The 18085-nt window shown below is 57.5% G+C and carries 16 protein-coding genes; 10 read left to right on the top strand and 6 right to left on the bottom strand.

Annotation, left to right across the window (positions count from 1 at the left end; genetic code table 11):
* Positions 1 to 98: 98 nt before the first annotated feature.
* The gene (locus APH42_RS00495; protein WP_060492423.1) at positions 99 to 1043 is read left to right on the top strand and encodes a LysR family transcriptional regulator; all 945 of its coding nucleotides are present in this window, start codon (positions 99 to 101) and stop codon (positions 1041 to 1043) included.
* A gap of 6 nt (positions 1044 to 1049) precedes the next feature.
* Here APH42_RS00495 and APH42_RS00490 read toward each other — a convergent pair whose 3' ends face one another.
* From APH42_RS00490 to APH42_RS00470, 5 genes are all read right to left on the bottom strand, one after another.
* Positions 1050 to 1397, bottom strand: a complete 348-nt coding sequence (locus tag APH42_RS00490) for a carboxymuconolactone decarboxylase family protein (protein WP_060492422.1) — start codon at positions 1395 to 1397, stop codon at positions 1050 to 1052.
* Positions 1398 to 1434: 37 nt separating this feature from the next.
* Positions 1435 to 2733, bottom strand: a complete 1299-nt coding sequence (locus APH42_RS00485; protein ID WP_060492421.1) for an amino acid permease — start codon at positions 2731 to 2733, stop codon at positions 1435 to 1437.
* Positions 2734 to 2891: 158 nt separating this feature from the next.
* Entirely contained in the window at positions 2892 to 4085 is a 1194-nt protein-coding gene (locus APH42_RS00480) for an MFS transporter (protein ID WP_060492420.1), read from the bottom strand.
* Positions 4078 to 5283, bottom strand: coding sequence for a MalY/PatB family protein (locus tag APH42_RS00475; protein WP_060492419.1), 1206 nt, complete (start codon positions 5281 to 5283; stop codon positions 4078 to 4080). Before APH42_RS00475 ends, APH42_RS00480 begins: the two co-directional genes overlap by 8 nt.
* Before the next feature lie 147 nt (positions 5284 to 5430).
* On the bottom strand, positions 5431 to 6336 hold the full coding sequence (locus tag APH42_RS00470; protein ID WP_060492418.1) for a LysR family transcriptional regulator: 906 nt from the start codon (positions 6334 to 6336) through the stop codon (positions 5431 to 5433).
* A 115-nt stretch (positions 6337 to 6451) separates the two neighbouring features.
* Between APH42_RS00470 and gcl the strand changes: the two genes are divergently transcribed.
* From gcl to pyk, 5 genes are all read left to right on the top strand, one after another.
* Positions 6452 to 8227, top strand: coding sequence for a glyoxylate carboligase (gene gcl, locus APH42_RS00465; protein WP_060492417.1), 1776 nt, complete (start codon positions 6452 to 6454; stop codon positions 8225 to 8227).
* 38 nt (positions 8228 to 8265) lie between these two features.
* Complete coding sequence (gene hyi, locus APH42_RS00460) at positions 8266 to 9048, top strand: hydroxypyruvate isomerase (RefSeq protein ID WP_046786268.1); 783 nt, start codon at positions 8266 to 8268, stop codon at positions 9046 to 9048.
* A 17-nt stretch (positions 9049 to 9065) separates the two neighbouring features.
* Positions 9066 to 9959: a 2-hydroxy-3-oxopropionate reductase gene (locus APH42_RS00455; RefSeq protein ID WP_060492416.1), complete on the top strand. Its 894-nt coding sequence runs from the start codon at positions 9066 to 9068 to the stop codon at positions 9957 to 9959.
* A gap of 173 nt (positions 9960 to 10132) precedes the next feature.
* Positions 10133 to 11407 (top strand): glycerate kinase, encoded by a 1275-nt coding sequence (locus APH42_RS00450; RefSeq protein WP_060492466.1) that lies wholly within the window; start codon positions 10133 to 10135, stop codon positions 11405 to 11407.
* Positions 11404 to 12819 carry a pyruvate kinase gene (pyk, locus tag APH42_RS00445; protein WP_060492415.1) on the top strand — a complete coding sequence of 472 codons (1416 nt, stop codon included), beginning with the start codon at positions 11404 to 11406 and terminating at the stop codon, positions 12817 to 12819. The genes APH42_RS00450 and pyk overlap by 4 nt, the downstream gene beginning before the upstream one ends.
* A 17-nt stretch (positions 12820 to 12836) precedes the next feature.
* Here the strand turns inward: pyk and glcC are convergent, their stop codons facing one another.
* Positions 12837 to 13613 (bottom strand): transcriptional regulator GlcC, encoded by a 777-nt coding sequence (gene glcC / locus APH42_RS00440; protein ID WP_046786265.1) that lies wholly within the window; start codon positions 13611 to 13613, stop codon positions 12837 to 12839.
* A 247-nt stretch (positions 13614 to 13860) separates the two neighbouring features.
* On the opposite strand from glcC, the gene glcD reads away from it, so the two are divergent.
* Genes glcD through APH42_RS00420 form a run of 4 tightly spaced genes read left to right on the top strand, consistent with a single transcriptional unit; the run spans position 13861 to position 18049 of the window.
* Complete coding sequence (gene glcD, locus APH42_RS00435; protein ID WP_060492414.1) at positions 13861 to 15360, top strand: glycolate oxidase subunit GlcD; 1500 nt, start codon at positions 13861 to 13863, stop codon at positions 15358 to 15360.
* Positions 15360 to 16412, top strand: a complete 1053-nt coding sequence (gene glcE / locus APH42_RS00430) for a glycolate oxidase subunit GlcE (RefSeq protein ID WP_060492413.1) — start codon at positions 15360 to 15362, stop codon at positions 16410 to 16412. The genes glcD and glcE overlap by 1 nt, the downstream gene beginning before the upstream one ends.
* Before the next feature lie 9 nt (positions 16413 to 16421).
* Positions 16422 to 17699 carry a glycolate oxidase subunit GlcF gene (gene glcF / locus APH42_RS00425; protein ID WP_060492412.1) on the top strand — a complete coding sequence of 426 codons (1278 nt, stop codon included), beginning with the start codon at positions 16422 to 16424 and terminating at the stop codon, positions 17697 to 17699.
* Positions 17651 to 18049: a heme-binding protein gene (locus tag APH42_RS00420; protein ID WP_060492411.1), complete on the top strand. Its 399-nt coding sequence runs from the start codon at positions 17651 to 17653 to the stop codon at positions 18047 to 18049. Before glcF ends, APH42_RS00420 begins: the two co-directional genes overlap by 49 nt.
* Positions 18050 to 18085 lie beyond the last annotated feature (36 nt).

Genomic DNA, 18085 nt, shown 5'->3' with positions numbered 1-18085 from the left:
GAGATTCAAGGGCTTACGGCACCCGGCCGTCCGGATATTACGGGCCCACTTTTTTGTGCGACAATCGGGATTCGTTGATGCACCGCAGGTTACGGTTGATGAAAAATTTCGCCTCGCTCACGCAAATCACCATTTTCTCTAAAATCGCAGAGGTCGGTAGCCTTTCGGCGGCTGCGCGTGAACTCCATTTGACGCCATCCGCTGTCAGCAAAAGTCTCGCACAACTCGAAGAGCGGCTCGGTGTGTTGCTTATCAAGCGCTCTACTCGAAGTTTGATTTTGACCGAACATGGCAGAATCATCCTCGAACGTGCCAATGCCATCATCACCGACGTGGAAAACACGCTGGACGTCGCACGGCAATTTGGCAAGCCTGAAGGTAATCTGCGCATTACCAGTTCCATCGCCTTCGGCTGCAAGCAAGCGTCCAGGGTCATCAGTAAGTACCTCAGTGTTTATCCGAAAGTCGATGCCAACCTTTCGCTGGACGATCGGCGGGTCAATCTCGCTGAAGAAAACTATGATGTGGCGTTGCGGATCACCTCTGAAGTCAATAGTTCATATGCCGCACGTAAACTGGCTGAAGTTCGTTGGGTCTACTGCGCCTCACCGCTCTACCTCAGTGAACATGCACCTATCCGGCACCCCGATGACATCGCCACCCATGCGTGCCTGGTGTACCCGAGCATGACCAAGGAAGGCGCATGGTCGTTTCAACAAGCTGAACAGACGGTGGTAGTCAAAGTTAAAGCCAGGCTGGCTTCCAACTCCAGCCTGGCACTGCTTGAAGCTGCACTAGCAGGGCAAGGTGTAGCCTGTCTCCCTACTTACCTGGTGGGGGAGTATATTGTTTCAAAACAGTTGCAAATCGTGATGCCAGATTACGCGTCTGGCATTAATCACACGTTGTACGCGATGTACTACCGTTCTAAATATGCCAACCCTTTGGTGCGAAGTTTTATCGACTTTTTGGTTAGCGAATTTGGCGAGCATCCGCCGTGGGAGAAAGCCCTTGACCTAGTGCAGTCTTCGAAGAAGACCTAGGCTTGCCTAGTTATTGGGCGTGCCAAACTGATCGAATGCTTCCAGTGCGCGGCTCGAGTACACAAAGGCCGCACCTGCATTCAGTGCAATGGCAGTACCCAGCGCTTCGGCCACCTCTTCACGGGTGGCGCCCGCTTTTTGCGCGGCGGCAGCGTGAGCAGAGAAACAGCCGTCGCAGCGCGTTGTTACAGCTACGGCAAGTGCAATCAACTCTCGAGTTTTTTCATCCAGGTGTACGCTTTGCCCTAACGATTCGTTAAGCCCGGAAAATGCTTTCGCTACAGGGGGGTTGGCCTTGCCGAAGTTGCCTGCTGTTTTACGCAGGGTGGCGAGTGTTTCGATCCAGTCATTCATGGGTAGTGCTCCTCGTGGTGTGGGTTAACTGCTAATGTCACTCAAAAATTTTCATGATGGGTACCAGTATCAACGCGATACCAAACAGCAGTACGTAATAGGTCTTCCAGCACCGGTATTGCTTTAATGCGGGCACCTTGAAAATCAGATATACGGGAATGAAGCAGGCGACCAGACCGAACACAGGAACGGTAACTTGCATGAGTAGCATTGCGGGTATGCCGAACATTACCCAGGTGCCCAGCAACAGTACGGAGATCACCGAAATCATTTTGGGCAGAGATGCGTTGAAACGCTCACCCCGGGTGATGAAGCGATCGACCACATTCGTGACAATGCCTTTCAACGCATCCTGGAAGCCAAGGTAGATACCAAAGAAGGCGGTGAAAATAGCCACCAGGTTCAACACGGTCGACAGCATCCGTACGGTGTCGCCAGGAATCACTTGCGCGGACAGGGCGAGGGCCGAAATGTTGGCCGCCAACGCGGAACTTGCCTCGGCATGGTTGATGGACAGCAGGAAAGACAAGCCGAAGAAGGACACGGCGATCAGCAGTATTACAAACGCGATGCGGCTGACGCGTAGCGCACGATAAGTGGCAATATCTGGATCTGCTTCGGCCTTGCGGAAGGCGACGTTCATCGGGTTGAGAATCTGCCCGAAGAATATCGAGAACATGGCGAAGGGAAGGGTCAGCCAGACATCCCGGACAAACGCCATCCAGTCAGGAACAACGTGCAGGCCGAGGTTTTCGATTTTCCAGAAAGGGACCATTGCAATGCCCAGGAAAATGATTATTGCAAACTTCACCCCGATCAGCGGGCCAGATACCTTGAACAAGAACCGCTCACCGCGTGACGCCAGCGCCACCATGATCGCAATGAGCAGGAAAATGAACCACGGCGCGCTGCCCACTGACTCAGTTGTGACGTGGAAGGTCTGCAAGTACGAGCCGCCATCTTTGACGATGGTAGACGAGTAAGCCAGCATGCCTTTGAGCAACATGATGAAATACACGAAACTCAGCAGAACACCCCAGTTCTTTCCTAAATATTGGGTGACGATGTGTGTGTAGTTGTCACACGCCTCGGTCTTTGAAAGTGAGCGTAAAAAAACTTCAGAGATCAAGTACACTGCCGGGTAGGAAACTATCAGGGATGCCAACGATACCCAGATTCCTTTTACGCCCATTTGCACGGGCATGAAGATGATGCCTGAACCAATTGCCATCCCTATGCACAACACCACCCACCCGAAATCGTAAGCGGTGAAAGGGACCTTCTTCGCGGGCGCTGCATCCAGGGGGATGTAGGCGTCCAGGTTATTAGTTTTCATTGTATGCTCCTGCCGATATTGTCTTTATGTGTGGCATGCGGCGGCCGCCAGCGGCCGCCGCGCTGTTCATGAGCAGTAAGGATTATGCTGTGTTGTCACCGTCTCGACTGTTGAGTGATGGCGTCCTGCCTAGGGGATGCGTCTACGGCAATTCGGTTTCAGGTTTGAATTGTTGTTGTCGCAGGGCGTTGTTTCCAGAGGTATACAGAAACGACCAAGGCTGCAGCGATGACTGGCGGTATCGCGGCTGTACAGACGGCGGTCCAGCCATGAGTCGCCAACATGTCGCCCGAAATGAATGAACCGATCGCCACAGTCGTGAACACGACGAAGTCATTGAGGGATTGCACTTTGGCTTTTTCGTCGGGCCGGTGGCAACTGAGCACGAGCGCGGAGGCACCGAGAAATCCGAAGTTCCAGCCCACTCCCAACAGGACCAGCAAAATCCAGAAGTTCATCACCGTTGGCGCCAGCAAACCCGTAGCCGCCGAGGCGATCAATAAAGCCATGCCCAGTAGCACAATACGTGCAGCACCAAACCTTGCGATGAGTGACCCAGTTATGAAACTTGGGGCATACATGGAGACGATATGCCACTGAATGCCAAGGTTGGCATCATGCTGGTGCATACCATGCATGGCCATGGCCAGCGGTGCGGATGTCATCAGGAAGTTCATGACGGTGTAGCTGACCACACCGCACAGCATCGCGACCAACAAGGGAGGGTGTTTAAGGAACTGAGCCGTGGAGCGCCCGCCGGAGCGACTGGCCGGTGGTGACTCAGTAAACCGGACCCCTATCAGCATACAGGCCGACACTGCTGCCACCGTTGCAGCGGCGAGGTACGTTGCTGCGAAGTCGAAACCTGGCCACCAGTCCATGGTCAGCGAAACCAGTTGCGGTCCAAGCACGCCAGCAAATACCCCGCCAGCCATTACCGCCGACAGCGCTTTAGGCCGCTGTTGCGCAGTGACGCATTCGGCAGCAGCGAAACGGAATGTCAGTACCACCGACGCGTAAGCCCCGCCGAACAGCATAGACACACAAAAAAGTGCAAATGAATGCTTCAAGATCGCAACAGCGGCCAACACGCCGACGATCATGCCGCAAATATTGCCGAACATGAATGATGGAATCCGGCCCCAGCGGCGAACGATGGTGCCTGTAACGAGCGTGGCCGATGCCATGCCAACAACGAAAATGGAGATAGGCAGGGTTGCCCACGTTGGGTCAGGCGACAGCTGATGGCCGATGATCGCGCCGGTGGCATACACCACAGCGGCATTCGCTCCGGCGAGCGCTTGCGCCAGTACCAGCCGCAGCACGCTACCGTTCTTCCAGACGTTAGCCATGGGTGAGGGCCTCCAATGGGCGGTCGAACATACCGATCAAGCGTTGCGCGGCTCCCTCGACCTGCGCGCGTGGGCACGCCAGGTTTATCCGAAGGAAACCTTCGCCGCCTGTGCCGAATTTAGTGCCAGCGTCAAGCCAGAGACGCGCGTTTCTAATGACGTAGTCGTGTATGTCATCCGTTTCTTGCGCGAGCTTTCTGCAATCGATCCAGGCAAGGTAGAGCGCCCCCGTTTCGATAACTTTAATAGGTAGATTGGCGCTGTTGATCATGTCGGCGAACAATTCCTGATTGCCGCGCAGGTAGGGTAACAACGCGTCCAGCCAGCCCTCGCAATCACGGTAGGCCGCCTCACAGGCGGTGATGCCCATGATATTGATCAAGTTGATGCCGCTGCGCTCGCACTGCGCGCGGAAGGCGGTTCTGAGGTGCTCATTAGGGATGAAAATGTTCGAACATTGCAGGCCCGCGATGTTGAATGTCTTGCTGGGCGCAGTGCAGATCAATGAGTTCTCGGCTGCAGTCTGGCTAACGGATGCGAAGGGGATGTGCTTCAACCCAGGCTGCCAGACCAAGTCCTGATGAACCTCGTCGGAGACCACGATCACACCGTGGCGCGCGCAGATTTCCGCCATCAACGTGAGTTCTTCGCGGGTCCAGACATTGCCCGTCGGGTTATGTGGGTGACACAGTATGAACAACTTGGTGCCGGGTTTGATCGCGGCTTCGAAGCTTACCGGGTCGAATGAATAGCGCGTGCCGTCAAATGCCAACGGCGCTTCGGCCAGGCGCCGCCCATTGATCAGCACGTCGTAATGAAAGTGCACATAGACAGGGGTTTGAATCAGTACGTAGTTGCCCGGTACGGTAAATGCCTGAATGGCCATGTTGATCGCATTGACGATACCGGGCGTGTGTACCAACCAATGCGGTTCGGCGTGCCAATCAAACCGGCGACGCTGCCAATCGACAACTGTATCTGCGAAGGTGGCAGGCATCGAGCCGTAGCCGTAAATGCCAAAATCCACCAGCTTGTGTAGCGCTTGCACGATAGGCTCAGCTACACGGAAGTCCATATCGGCGACCCACATCGGCAGCGGGTCGGCGGCGTGCTGTGCGCTGGAGAGACGAGAGGCCCCAGTCGACCACTTCATGGAGTTACTGACGCGGCGGTCAGGAACATGATCAAAATCGAACATAATATAAACCTTGTCTTCTTATCGTTTTCCTCATTCTGCGAGAGACGTCGTTTCAACCAAAGCGCATTTTTGGATCGGCATTTGTGAAAAAAACTACAAGGTCACCGCGGTGCCTGTGGGCCCAGAGCAGGAGAAAAGCAGGTGGTATCAGGAAGACCAGTACCCGGGCTGCTGATAGATGGACCTCAGGTACTCGATGAAGTAGCGCACCTTGGCTGAAAGAAATTTTTGTTGCGGGTACACGGCCTGTATGTCGTAGTCAGGCAATGCCCACTCGTCCAGCACCGTTATCAACTCGCCGCTGTTCAGTTCGGACTGTATTTCCCAGGTCGAGCGCCAGCCAATACCCAAGCCTTGCCGCATCCAGGCGAAAAGCAACTCCCCGTCGTTACAGGCGAGGGTCCCACTGACGCGCATGGCTACCGGCTTGCCATCCCGCTTGAACATCCAGCCGCGCTGCTGGCCGCCCTGCAGGGTAAACGCCAGGCAGTTGTGATTGGCCAAATCCTCAAGCGAGGTTGGTTTACCGTATCGTGCAAAGTACGCCGGTGTTCCGCATACCACGCGACTGTTGGAAAAGAGTTTGGTAGCGACGTAGTTTGGGTCGGTGATACCTCCAATACGGATACTCATGTCATAACCTTCGCTGACCAAGTCCACCAAGCTGTCGGTCAGATTGAACGCAAGCTTGAGGTGCGGGAACTGCTCCTGGAAGCCCAAGGCATGAGGTGCAACGTGCAGGCGGCCAAACGAAGCTGGGGCCGATACCAGCAAGTTACCCTTGACGGTGCTGCCGCAATTGCTGATGTCGGCTTCAACATCATCGAAATCGCGCAATAGCTGTCGAGCCCTTTCCAAAAGCTGCTCTCCCAGTTCAGTCAAGTGCAGCCCTCTGGTAGACCGGTGCATCAGCTTGACGCCCAACCGACGTTCAAGCGCATCCAGTCTGCGGCCAAGCATCGCCGGGGTAACGCCTTCACTCAGCGCTGCGGCAGCGAAGCTGCCTTGTTGCGCGACTTGAACGAAGCTGTGCAGCTCTGTGTATCGACCCATACCATACCTTTTGTATCGACAGAAACTATTGGTTGAGTATTCCACAGCCAAATCGCCTGATCCAGACTGACTGCCAATACAAAAAGTCCTGAGCAGTCACTGAGAGGATCCTGACATGGCCAAGATGAAAGCAATTGAAGCAGCGGTACTGGTAATGCGTCGTGAAGGTATCGACACGGCATTTGGTATTCCAGGTGCTGCAATCAACCCACTTTATGCCGCCCTCAACAAACTGGGTGGCATTGATCATGTGCTGGCACGTCATGTGGAAGGTGCATCGCACATGGCTGAGGGTTACACCCGCGCGAATGCCGGAAACATCGGTGTTTGCATCGGTACTTCGGGGCCTGCCGGTACCGACATGGTGACCGGGCTGTACAGCGCGAGTGCCGATTCGATTCCGATTTTGTGCATCACCGGCCAGGCCCCGCGCGCTCGACTGCACAAAGAAGATTTTCAGGCTGTCGACATCACCAGCATCGTCAAGCCAGTGACCAAGTGGGCTGCGACCATACTGGAGCCTGGACAGGTACCTTACGCGTTTCAGAAAGCATTCTATGAAATGCGCTCAGGCAGGCCTGGTCCTGTTCTGATTGACCTGCCTTTCGATGTTCAAATGGCTGAAATCGAGTTCGACATCGATACCTACGAACCGTTGGCGCCTTCGAAACCTAGCGCCAGCCGCACTCAGGTTGAAAAAGCCCTGCAGATGCTTGATGAGGCGGAGCGGCCGCTGCTTGTGGCGGGCGGCGGTGTCATCAACGCTGATGCCAGCGACAAGCTCGTGGCGTTGGCCGAGTTGCTGGGTATTCCGGTCATTCCAACATTGATGGGTTGGGGCACCATTCCTGACGATCACCCGCAAATGGTCGGCATGGTAGGTCTGCAGACTTCGCACCGTTACGGAAACGCAACGCTGCTCAAATCCGACATGGTGCTGGGTATCGGTAACCGCTGGGCAAACCGGCATACTGGTTCGGTCGATGTCTATACCGAAGGACGTCGATTCATTCACGTTGACATCGAGCCCACTCAGATTGGCCGTGTGTTTACGCCAGAGCTGGGTATCGTCTCCGATGCCGGCGCCGCCTTGGACCTGTTTATTGAGGTGGCGACCGAATGGCAGCGCGAGGGTCGTCTCAAGGATCGTAGCGCTTGGCTCAGTGACTGCCAGGACCGCAAAGGTAGCCTGCAGCGCAAGACCAACTTCGATAACGTCCCCGTCAAGCCCCAGCGCGTTTATCAAGAGATGAACGCCTTTTTCGGCAAAGACACTTGCTATGTCAGCACCATTGGCCTGTCGCAGATTGCGGGTGGACAGTTCCTGCATGTGTATAAGCCACGGCACTGGATCAACTGTGGCCAAGCAGGCCCGTTGGGTTGGACGATTCCTGCTGCGTTGGGTGTGGTGAAAGCCGACCGCGACCGCAAAGTAGTGGCGCTCTCTGGTGACTATGACTTCCAGTTCATGATCGAAGAGTTGGCCGTAGGGGCGCAATTCAAACTGCCTTACATCCACGTTGTGGTGAACAACTCCTATCTGGGGTTGATTCGTCAGGCGCAACGCGGCTTTGAAATCGACTATTGCGTGCAGTTGTCCTTTGAGAATGTGAACGCGCCTGAGCTTGATGGGTATGGCGTCGATCATGTTGCCGTTGCTGAAGGGCTTGGCTGCAAGGCAATCCGTGTATTCGATGCCAACGAACTGCCGTACGCGTTCGCCCAAGCTCGGGCGCTGATGAAGGAGTATCAGGTTCCAGTGGTCGTGGAAGTCATTCTGGAGCGTGTGACCAACATTGCGATGGGCACTGAAATCAATGCCATCCATGAGTTTGAAGACCTCGCATTGTCGGGTGCTGATGCACCGACGTCCATCGTCCTGCTGGATTGAATAGCGCTGCCATCAACGTAATTATTCAAGGAGGCCTCATGCCGCGTTTTGCTGCCAATTTATCGATGCTGTTCACCGAGGTCGATTTTCTCGATCGATTCTCCCTCGCCAGTGAGGCCGGCTTCAAGGGTGTGGAATATTTGTTCCCCTACGAGCATTCGGCACAGGCCCTGCGGTCACTGTTGGTGGAAAACGACCTGGAGCAAGTGCTGTTCAATCTACCGGCTGGCGACTGGGCAAAAGGGGAGCGCGGGATCGCGTGTCACCCCGATCGGGTCGATGAGTTTCGTGATGGGGTGAGGCAGGCGATCGCCTACGCCAAGGTCTTGGGTAACACCCAAATCAATTGCCTGGCTGGTATCACCCCGCCAGGGTTCGATCCGAAGATGATCGAACGGACCATGATCAACAACCTGGAATTCGCCGCTGAAGAATTGGAGGCGGTAGGTATCAAGTTGGTCATGGAGATGATCAACGTCAGAGATATTCCAGGTTTCTACCTCAATAGCACTGCGCAGGCATTGGCGCTGCGTCAGAAGGTGGATTCCTGCAATCTTTATCTGCAGTACGACATTTATCACATGCAGATCATGGAGGGTGATTTGGCTCGCACACTCGAGGATCACCTGTCGGTGATCAACCACGTGCAGCTGGCGGATAACCCCGGACGTCATGAGCCCGGAACGGGCGAAATCAACTACCCCTTCCTGTTCGCGCATCTGGAGCGGATCGGTTATCGCGGTTGGGTCGGGTGCGAGTACAAGCCCAAGACAACGACGCTTGAAGGCCTCGGATGGCTGGATACGTTTTCGAATAATTAAAAAGCGAGGTGTTTGACATGGCCAAAATCGGATTTATCGGAACCGGCATCATGGGTAAACCCATGGCGCAGAACCTCATCAAGGCAGGTCACACGCTGTATTTTTCGGAACACTTCGACAAGGCACCTGCAGACCTGTTGGGTGCCAATGGCATCGGCTTGGCCAACCCCCGGGAAGTGGCTCAAGAATCCGAGTTCATCATCATCATGGTGCCGGATACCCCGCAGGTAGAAGATGTGCTGTTCCGTGAGGATGGTGTGGCCCAAGGCGTAGGGCCTAACAAGGTGGTGATCGACATGAGCTCGATCTCGCCAACCGCTACCAAGGTATTCGCCGAGAAGATCAAGGCCACCGGCGCAACTTACCTGGATGCCCCGGTGTCCGGCGGTGAAGTCGGTGCCAAGGCAGCGACCCTGAGCATCATGGTCGGTGGTTGCTCAAAGGCGTTCGAGCGCGCCAAGCCGCTGTTCGAAGTCATGGGCAAGAACATCACCCTGGTCGGTGGCAGCGGGGACGGCCAGACCGCCAAGGTCGCCAACCAGATTATCGTTGCCCTGAACATTCAGGCCGTCAGCGAAGCGCTGCTGTTCGCCGCCAAAAACGGCGCAGACCCGGCCAAGGTGCGTGAAGCGCTGATGGGTGGTTTCGCTTCTTCGAAAATCCTCGAAGTGCACGCTGAGCGCATGATCAAGGGCACTTTCGATCCAGGATTCCGCATCAGCCTGCACCAGAAGGACCTCAACCTGGCCCTGCAAGGTGCCAAGGAATTGGGCATCAACCTGCCTAACACCTCCAACGCGCAGCAAGTGTTCAACACCTGTGCTGCATTGGGTGGCAGTAATTGGGACCACTCGGCGCTGATCAAAGGCCTGGAACACATGGCCAACTTCTCGATCCGCGGCGAGAAATAAGCTTCAAGCGGCAAGCGCTAAGTTGCAATCCGTAAGCTAAAGCAAATCTGTTTTAGTTTGCCGCTTGCAGTTGAACGCTTGCAGTCAAGAAGGGCGCCCTTGGTTCGGCCTGCACGGAGGCAGTTCCAAGGGCGTTTTTGATTCTGCAGAACAACAATAAATGGGAGCCTGCCATGTCGGTCGATCCGCAACAACTTCTCCGCGAGCTGTTCGACACAGCCATCGCTGCCGCCCACCCGAGTCAAGTGCTCGAAGCCTACCTGCCCGCTGACCGCAGCGGCCGGGTCATTGTCATCGGCGCCGGCAAAGCCGCAGCCGCCATGGCCGAAGTGGTCGAAAAGAGCTGGCAGGGCGAAGTCTCCGGGCTGGTCGTGACCCGCTACGGTCATGGCGCCAACTGTCAAAAGATCGAGGTGGTCGAAGCCGCTCACCCGGTCCCCGATGCTGCCGGCCTGGCCGTGGCCAAGCGCGTGCTGGAGCTGGTCAGCAACCTCAACGAAGAAGACCGCGTCATCTTCCTGCTGTCTGGCGGCGGGTCCGCCCTGCTGGCACTGCCGGCCGAAGGTCTGACCCTGGCCGACAAACAGCAGATCAACAAGGCGCTGCTGAAATCCGGGGCTACCATTGGCGAGATGAACTGCGTGCGCAAGCATCTCTCAGCGATCAAGGGCGGCCGCCTGGCCAAGGCCTGCTGGCCGGCTACGGTCTACACCTATGCCATTTCCGACGTGCCGGGCGACCTCGCCACAGTGATCGCCTCCGGCCCTACTGTTGCTGACCCCAGCACCTCGGCTGATGCCTTGGCAATCCTCAAACGCTACGATATCGATGCACCCAGGGCTGTGATCAACTGGCTCAACAACCCCGCCTCGGAAACCGTCAAAGCCGATGACCCGGCACTGGCCCGTAGCCACTTCCAGTTGATTGCCAGGCCCCAGCAGTCGCTCGAGGCTGCGGCGGTCAAAGCCCGTCAGGCTGGCTTCAGTCCGCTGATCCTGGGTGATCTGGAGGGCGAATCCAGCGAAGTGGCCAAAGTTCACGCCGGTATTGCGCGACAGATCGTCCAGCATGGGCAGCCATTGAGCGCGCCTTGCGTGATTCTCTCGGGCGGTGAAACCACCGTCACCGTGCGCGGCGACGGCCGCGGGGGGCGCAACGCCGAGTTCCTGTTGAGTCTTACCGCAAGCCTCAAGGGCCTGTCGGGTGTATACGCCCTGGCTGGTGACACTGACGGAATTGATGGTTCAGAAGACAACGCCGGCGCCGTCATGACGCCCACCAGCTACGCCCGCGCCGAAGCCCTGGGCCTGTCAGCCAGCGACGAACTGGATAACAACAACGGCTACGGCTACTTCGCTGCACTTGATGCGCTGATCGTCACCGAGCCGACCCGCACCAACGTCAACGACTTCCGCGCCATCCTGATCCTTGAGGCTGCCCAATCATGACGCCTGATAAAAAAGTAAAGATCCTCGCCACCCTTGGCCCTGCGATCAAAGGCATCGACGACATCCGCGAGTTGGTCGAAGCGGGGGTGAACATCTTCCGCCTCAACTTCAGCCACGGTGAACACGCCGACCACGCCCTGCGCTACCAGTGGATCCGCGAAGTCGAGCAGCAGTTGAACTACCCGCTGGGCATTCTCATGGACCTGCAGGGGCCCAAGCTGCGCGTCGGTCGCTTTGCCGAAGGCAAGGTGCAGCTGCAACGCGGCCAGGCCTTGCGCCTGGACCTGGACAAGACCCCGGGCGACAGCCAGCGGGTCAACCTACCGCACCCGGAAATCATCGCCGCCCTTGAGCCCGGCATGCACCTGCTGCTGGACGACGGCAAGCTGCGCCTGCGCGTTACTGCCAAGCACAGCGACGCCATTGACACCGAAGTGCTGAACGGTGGCGAGCTGTCCGACCGCAAGGGTGTCAACGTGCCGCAAGCGGTACTCGACCTGTCCCCGCTCACGGAGAAAGACCGCCGCGACCTGACCTTCGGCCTGGACCTGGGCGTGGACTGGGTGGCGCTGTCGTTCGTACAGCGACCGGAAGACATCGTTGAAGCCCGACAACTGATCGGCGACCGCGCCTACCTGATGGCCAAGATCGAAAAGCCGTCGGCAGTCGAACAACTGCCAGCCATCGCCGAACTGGCAGACGCGATCATGGTCGCCCGTGGCGACCTGGGCGTGGAAGTACCGGCCGAAAGCGTGCCGCAGATTCAGAAGCGCATCATCGGCACCTGCCGCCAGTTGGGCAAACCGGTGGTGGTGGCCACGCAGATGCTCGAATCGATGCGCTTCTCGCCAGCACCGACCCGTGCCGAAGTTACCGACGTGGCCAATGCCGTGGCCGAAGGTGCCGACGCGGTGATGCTGTCGGCCGAGACTGCCTCGGGTGACTACCCGCTGGAAGCCGTGCAGATGATGAGCAAGATCATCCGCCAGGTGGAGAATGGCCCGGACTACCAGGCTCAGCTTGATGTGGGTCGGCCAACGGCCGATGCCACCGTGTCGGACGCGATCAGTTGCGCTATACGCCGCATCAGCAGCATTCTGCCAGTGGGGGTGCTGGTCAATTACAGCGAGTCGGGGGCCTCCACCCTGCGTGCTGCACGCGAACGCCCAAGGGCGCCGATCCTCAACCTGACGCCGAACCTCACCACCGCTCGGCGCCTGAGCGTGGCCTGGGGTGTTCACTCGGTGGTTAACGACCGCCTGCATCAAGTGGATGAAATCTGTACGACCGCACAGGAGATTGCCCAGGCGCAAGGGATGGCCAGTCGTGGCGATACCCTGCTGATTACTGCCGGTGTGCCATTTGGCACGCCCGGCACCACCAACACCTTACGCATTCATGTCGTTGACTAGCGGGGGAGGGCAGTGCCTTACCATCCGTTCAGGCGCATGGTTGCACGGACGAGGCGCTGCTCTTCCTGTTCGATCTCTTGCAGGTTGTCGCGCACGCTGTTGATGTGTTCGCGCGCGGCACGTTGGGCTTGCTCTGGAGTTTGTTCGATAACTGCGTGATACAGCTTGGTGTGCTGCCGATCAATCTGACGCTTCTGCGCAGGCCGGAAGTATAAGTTGTTGACCGATGCGAACACGGTGCTGAGCATCAGTTCGCTCAGAGACTCCAGGGTGTGCACCAGCACGGGGTTATGTGAGGCTTCACTGATGGCCCGATGAAAGTCATGGTCGAGCCTTGCATGCTCCCTGGGATCGTGGGCCTCCGGGTTTTCATGGGCTGCCAGCATGGCTTCATAGCACTGGGTTATCAGCAACCGATCTACATCGGTGGCGCGAATCGCCGCAAGGCGCGCTGACTCTCCCTCCAGCAAAGCACGGACCTCGAGCAGATCATAAATGGTGCGGGTTTGAGAGCTGAACAGATGCATCATCGGTGTGGCCGCGGCGGCCTTGTGCAGGTCGGCAACAAAAGTACCCCGTCCGTGCTCCGTTTCCACTACTCCTCTGCCACGCAAAATCCTCAGCCCTTCACGAAGCGCCGAGCGCGAACACTGAAGCTTCTCAACCAGCCTTCGCTCTGAAGGGAGTGCCTGGCCAACCTTCAGCACCCCGTCAAGAATTAGCCGTTCTATTCGTTCTGCGACTTTGTCAGCAATTTGCCCAGTGCCGCGCTTGATTAAACCAACTTCGGTCATGGCTGCTCCAAACTGGTATGACCAGTTAATTGCGAATCTGGAATCGAAGAAAGATTACCCCTTTGCTTGCTGGTGTGCGAGGGCAATTCAAGCAGGATCTCATAAAAACTGGTCCGACCAGCTTCTTTTACAGTCGACGCTCGGCACCCGCTACGACCATGCTGTCGATGTCATCCGCGGTGATCTTCCCGGCACGCGGATCGCAAACAGGCAACAAAACAAAAGACACCTGCCTGAGAGGATTTTTATGAACATTCTTTACGATGAAAGGGTCGATGGGGTCTTGCCGCAGGTCGACAGGTCGGCATTCCTAGCCGTACTCCAGCATGAATTGCCAGATTTGGTGGTGCTGCACACCGAGGAAGACCTTCGCCCCTATGAGTGTGATGGGTTGTCGGCCTATCGGATCGTGCCGATGTTGGTGGTCTTGCCTGAACGCATCGAGCAAGTCACCGCCTTCATGAAACTCTGCCACCATCATGGCGTGCCTGTGGTTGCGCGTGGCGCAGGTACGGGGCTCTCTGGAGGGGCATTGCCGCTTGAGAAGGGCGCCTTGTTGGTCATGGCGCGGTTCAACAAGATTCTGGAGGTCAAACCGGCAGGCCGATTCGCCAAGGTACAGCCAGGCGTGCGAAACCTGGCGATTTCCCAAGCGGCCGCGCCCCATGGGCTTTATTACGCGCCGGATCCGTCTTCTCAAATTGCCTGTTCGATCGGCGGCAACGTTGCAGAGAACGCGGGTGGCGTGCACTGCCTGAAATACGGGCTGACCGTGCACAACCTGCTCAAGGTAGAGATCCTGACGGTCACCGGGGAACATCTGACCTTGGGTAGCGATGCACTGGATTGCCCTGGCTTTGACTTGCTTGCGCTGTTCACAGGGTCTGAAGGCATGCTTGGTGTCGTCACAGAGGTGACGGTCAAACTGCTTCCCAAACCACAGGTTGCCAGAGTGTTACTGGCGGCATTTGATTCAGTCGACGAGGCTGGCAGGGCGGTGGCCGATATCATCGCGGCCGGGATCATCCCTGGCGGCCTGGAGATGATGGACAATCTTTCGATCCGCGCTGTCGAGGATTTCATTCACGCAGGCTATCCCACCGATGCGGCGGCCATCTTGCTGTGCGAGCTGGATGGTGTCGAGGCGGATGTTCAAGAAGACTGCGAGCGCGTGGCCGCAGTGCTGACTGCAGCTGGCGCGAGCTCAGTGAAGCTTGCCAAGAACGAAGAAGAACGCATCAGGTTCTGGGCCGGACGCAAGAATGCTTTCCCGGCGGTAGGCCGGATTTCTCCTGATTATTACTGCATGGATGGCACCATCCCGCGCCGCGAACTCCCAGGCGTGCTCCAGGGCATCACCGAGCTATCCGAGGAATACGGGCTGCGTGTGGCGAACGTGTTCCATGCCGGTGACGGCAACATGCATCCGCTGATTCTCTTCGATGCCAACATTCCGGGCGAACTCGAACGCGCAGAAGCCATCGGCGCGAAGATCCTCGAGCTCTGCGTGAAAGTGGGCGGCAGCATCACTGGCGAGCATGGCGTAGGCCGGGAAAAGATCAACCAGATGTGCGCCCAGTTCAATAGCGATGAGCTGACGCTCTTCCATGCGGTCAAGGCAGCGTTCGATCCGCTTGGATTACTCAATCCTGGCAAGAACATTCCCACGCTGCACCGCTGCGCCGAGTTTGGTTCGATGCACGTTCATCACGGTGCACTGCCGTTCCCCGAATTGGAGCGTTTCTGATGCGACACGATCATGACGCCAGCGCCGCGATGCTGGAGCAAGTCAATTACGCGCTGAACGAGCGTATCGCGCTTCGGATCCAGGGCGGCAACACCAAGGTTGGCATCGGACGCAAGGTAAAAGGCGAGGTGCTCGACACCCGTTCCCACCGTGGCATAGTCAGCTACGATCCCACCGAACTCGTCATAACGGCGCGTGCGGGTACACCCTTGATGGAGATCACAGCGGCACTGGATGCGAGCGGTCAGATGTTGCCGTTCGAGCCACCGCACTTGGGCGTAGGTGCGACGCTGGGCGGCATGGTGGCCGCAGGCTTGTCCGGCCCACGCAGGCCTTGGGCGGGGTCGGTGCGTGACTACGTGTTGGGCACCCGGGTAATCACCGGACACGGCAAACACTTGCGGTTTGGCGGCGAGGTGATGAAAAACGTCGCAGGTTACGATCTCTCCCGGTTGCTTGCTGGCAGCTTTGGCTGCTTGGGAGTGCTCACTGAAGTCTCGCTCAAAGTTCTGCCCAAACCACGCAAATGCTTGAGCCTTCGTCTGGAGATGACCGAGCAGCAAGCGCTGGCGCAGCTCGCCGAATGGGGCCAGCAACCGCTGCCCATCAGTGGCGCCAGCCATGAAAACGATGTCTTGCATCTGCGGCTGGAGGGCGGTGAAGGCTCAGTCGAGTCTGCGTGCCAGCGCCTCGGGGGGGAGGTGCTGGACAATGACTACTGGGATGCGTTGCGTGAGCATCGCTTGGCGTTTTTCGACATTCCACAACCTCTGTGGCGGTTGTCGTTGCCGATCAATACCCCGTCGCTGGATCTGCCCGGTGCGCAACTACTGGATTGGGCGGGCGCGCAGCGCTGGCTCAAATCGGATGCACCAGACGACGTGATCCGCATGGCTGCCACGGAACGTGGCGGGCACGCTACCCGCTATGGCGTATGTGCGGCGCCTTTCGCACCCTTGCCTGCACCCTTGATGCGTTATCACGTGAGCCTGAAGAAGAAATTGGATCCTCAAGGGATTTTCAACCCCGGACGGATGTACGCGGACTATTGAGAGGACGCCATGCAAACCAATCTGAGTGATGAAGCCAAACTGTTGCCGCGTGCCGAAGAAGCGGAGCGCATTCTGCGCTCGTGCGTGCACTGTGGATTTTGTACCGCAACTTGTCCCACTTACCAATTGCTTGGCGATGAACTGGATGGCCCGCGCGGGCGCATCTACCTGATCAAGCAGGTCCTCGAAGGGGCTGAAGTCACTGCCAAGACCCAAGAGCACCTCGATCGCTGCCTGACGTGCAGGAACTGTGAGACCACATGCCCATCCGGCGTTCAGTATCACAACCTGCTGGACATTGGGCGTGCGGTGGTCGAGTCGAAAGTGCCTCGCCCCCTGGGGGAGCGTCTGCTGCGTGAGGGCCTGCGAGCTGTTTTGCCACGGCCAGCGGTATTCAAGATGCTGAGCACCACCGGGCAGATATTCCGTCCCTTGTTGCCTGGGATACTCAAAGCCAAGCTTCCTCGACAACCCCATCCGGCAAAATCCCGCCCGACAACCAAACATGCACGCGTGGTGTTGATGCTTGAGGGCTGCGTGCAGCCCTCGCTTTCACCTAACACCAATGCTGCGGCTGCGCGTGTGCTTGACCGCGTGGGACTGTCGGTGGTCGCCGCTCCTGAAGCAGGGTGCTGCGGCGCGGTGGACTACCACCTCAACGCCCAGGAAAAAGGCCTGCAGCGGGCCCGGCGTAACATCGATGCCTGGTGGCCCGCCGTGGAGGCCGGTGCAGAGGCAATCGTCCAGACCGCCAGTGGTTGCGGCGCCTTTGTGCGCGATTACGGTCACCTTTTGGAGGGCGACCCTGACTACGCGTTCAAGGCTGAGCGTATCAGTGCCCTCGCCAAAGACCTGGTTGAAGTCCTACGCGATGAGCAACTGGAAGATCTGCAGATAAACGGCGACCGTCGCTTGGCCTTCCACTGCCCCTGCACCTTGCAGCACGCGCAGAAACTGGGCGGGGCTGTCGAAGATGTGCTGACTCGTCTTGGCTTCAGTCTGACCACAGTACCTGATGGTCACCTGTGTTGCGGTTCTGCAGGCACCTACTCGGTAACGCAACCGGAGCTGTCCCGCCAGTTGCGCGATAACAAGATGAAAGCACTCGAAAGTGGCAATCCTGAAGTGATCGTCACTGCCAACATCGGCTGTCAGATCCAGTTGGACAGTGCGGGGCGGACCCCTGTGCGCCATTGGATCGAGATCGTCGAAGAAGCTCTGGATAAGGAGAAGAAACCATGCTCAGCAAAGCAGTCCTCGCAAGTGCAGACGTTTCCCGCCTGTTAAGTGCCGCTCGCGAAGAAGCACTGGCAAAAGGCTGGAGGGTATCGATCGCTATCGTCGATGACGGTGGACACCTACTGGCGATGGAAAGGCTTGACGGCTGTGCGCCGATTGCCAGTTACATCGCCATCGAGAAAGCACGCAGCGCCGCATTGGGCCGTCGTGATACCAAAGGCTACGAAGACATGGTCAATGGCGGCCGCACTGCGTTCGTCACTGCGCCGCTGGTGACTTCACTTGAAGGTGGCAAGCCGGTCCTGGTCGATGGTCAGGTGGTTGGCGCCGTTGGTGTCTCTGGCGTGCTCGCAGAACAAGACGCGCAGGTTGCTGCAGCAGGTATCGCGGCTCTCTAGGCCGAGGTTGTTTATACGCCTCGTCCGAGGCGTCGA

Source organism: Pseudomonas sp. NBRC 111140, assembly GCF_001320885.1.
Lineage (GTDB): Bacteria > Pseudomonadota > Gammaproteobacteria > Pseudomonadales > Pseudomonadaceae > Aquipseudomonas > Aquipseudomonas putida_P.
This window is presented reverse-complemented; position numbering and strand designations above follow the sequence as displayed.

What these genes read in the sequence shown, in the direction of transcription:
- APH42_RS00475 (WP_060492419.1), bottom strand. Translation starts at nt 5,283, where the DNA reads ATGTTCGATTTTGATCATGTTCCTGACCGCCGCGTCAGTAACTCCATG.
- APH42_RS00450 (WP_060492466.1), top strand. Translation starts at nt 10,133, where the DNA reads ATGTCGGTCGATCCGCAACAACTTCTCCGCGAGCTGTTCGACACAGCC.
- hyi (WP_046786268.1), top strand. Translation starts at nt 8,266, where the DNA reads ATGCCGCGTTTTGCTGCCAATTTATCGATGCTGTTCACCGAGGTCGAT.
- pyk (WP_060492415.1), top strand. Translation starts at nt 11,404, where the DNA reads ATGACGCCTGATAAAAAAGTAAAGATCCTCGCCACCCTTGGCCCTGCG.
- APH42_RS00480 (WP_060492420.1), bottom strand. Translation starts at nt 4,085, where the DNA reads ATGGCTAACGTCTGGAAGAACGGTAGCGTGCTGCGGCTGGTACTGGCG.
- glcD (WP_060492414.1), top strand. Translation starts at nt 13,861, where the DNA reads ATGAACATTCTTTACGATGAAAGGGTCGATGGGGTCTTGCCGCAGGTC.
- APH42_RS00495 (WP_060492423.1), top strand. Translation starts at nt 99, where the DNA reads ATGAAAAATTTCGCCTCGCTCACGCAAATCACCATTTTCTCTAAAATC.
- APH42_RS00490 (WP_060492422.1), bottom strand. Translation starts at nt 1,397, where the DNA reads ATGAATGACTGGATCGAAACACTCGCCACCCTGCGTAAAACAGCAGGC.
- APH42_RS00420 (WP_060492411.1), top strand. Translation starts at nt 17,651, where the DNA reads ATGCTCAGCAAAGCAGTCCTCGCAAGTGCAGACGTTTCCCGCCTGTTA.
- APH42_RS00470 (WP_060492418.1), bottom strand. Translation starts at nt 6,336, where the DNA reads ATGGGTCGATACACAGAGCTGCACAGCTTCGTTCAAGTCGCGCAACAA.
- gcl (WP_060492417.1), top strand. Translation starts at nt 6,452, where the DNA reads ATGGCCAAGATGAAAGCAATTGAAGCAGCGGTACTGGTAATGCGTCGT.
- APH42_RS00485 (WP_060492421.1), bottom strand. Translation starts at nt 2,733, where the DNA reads ATGAAAACTAATAACCTGGACGCCTACATCCCCCTGGATGCAGCGCCC.
- glcE (WP_060492413.1), top strand. Translation starts at nt 15,360, where the DNA reads ATGCGACACGATCATGACGCCAGCGCCGCGATGCTGGAGCAAGTCAAT.
- APH42_RS00455 (WP_060492416.1), top strand. Translation starts at nt 9,066, where the DNA reads ATGGCCAAAATCGGATTTATCGGAACCGGCATCATGGGTAAACCCATG.
- glcC (WP_046786265.1), bottom strand. Translation starts at nt 13,613, where the DNA reads ATGACCGAAGTTGGTTTAATCAAGCGCGGCACTGGGCAAATTGCTGAC.
- glcF (WP_060492412.1), top strand. Translation starts at nt 16,422, where the DNA reads ATGCAAACCAATCTGAGTGATGAAGCCAAACTGTTGCCGCGTGCCGAA.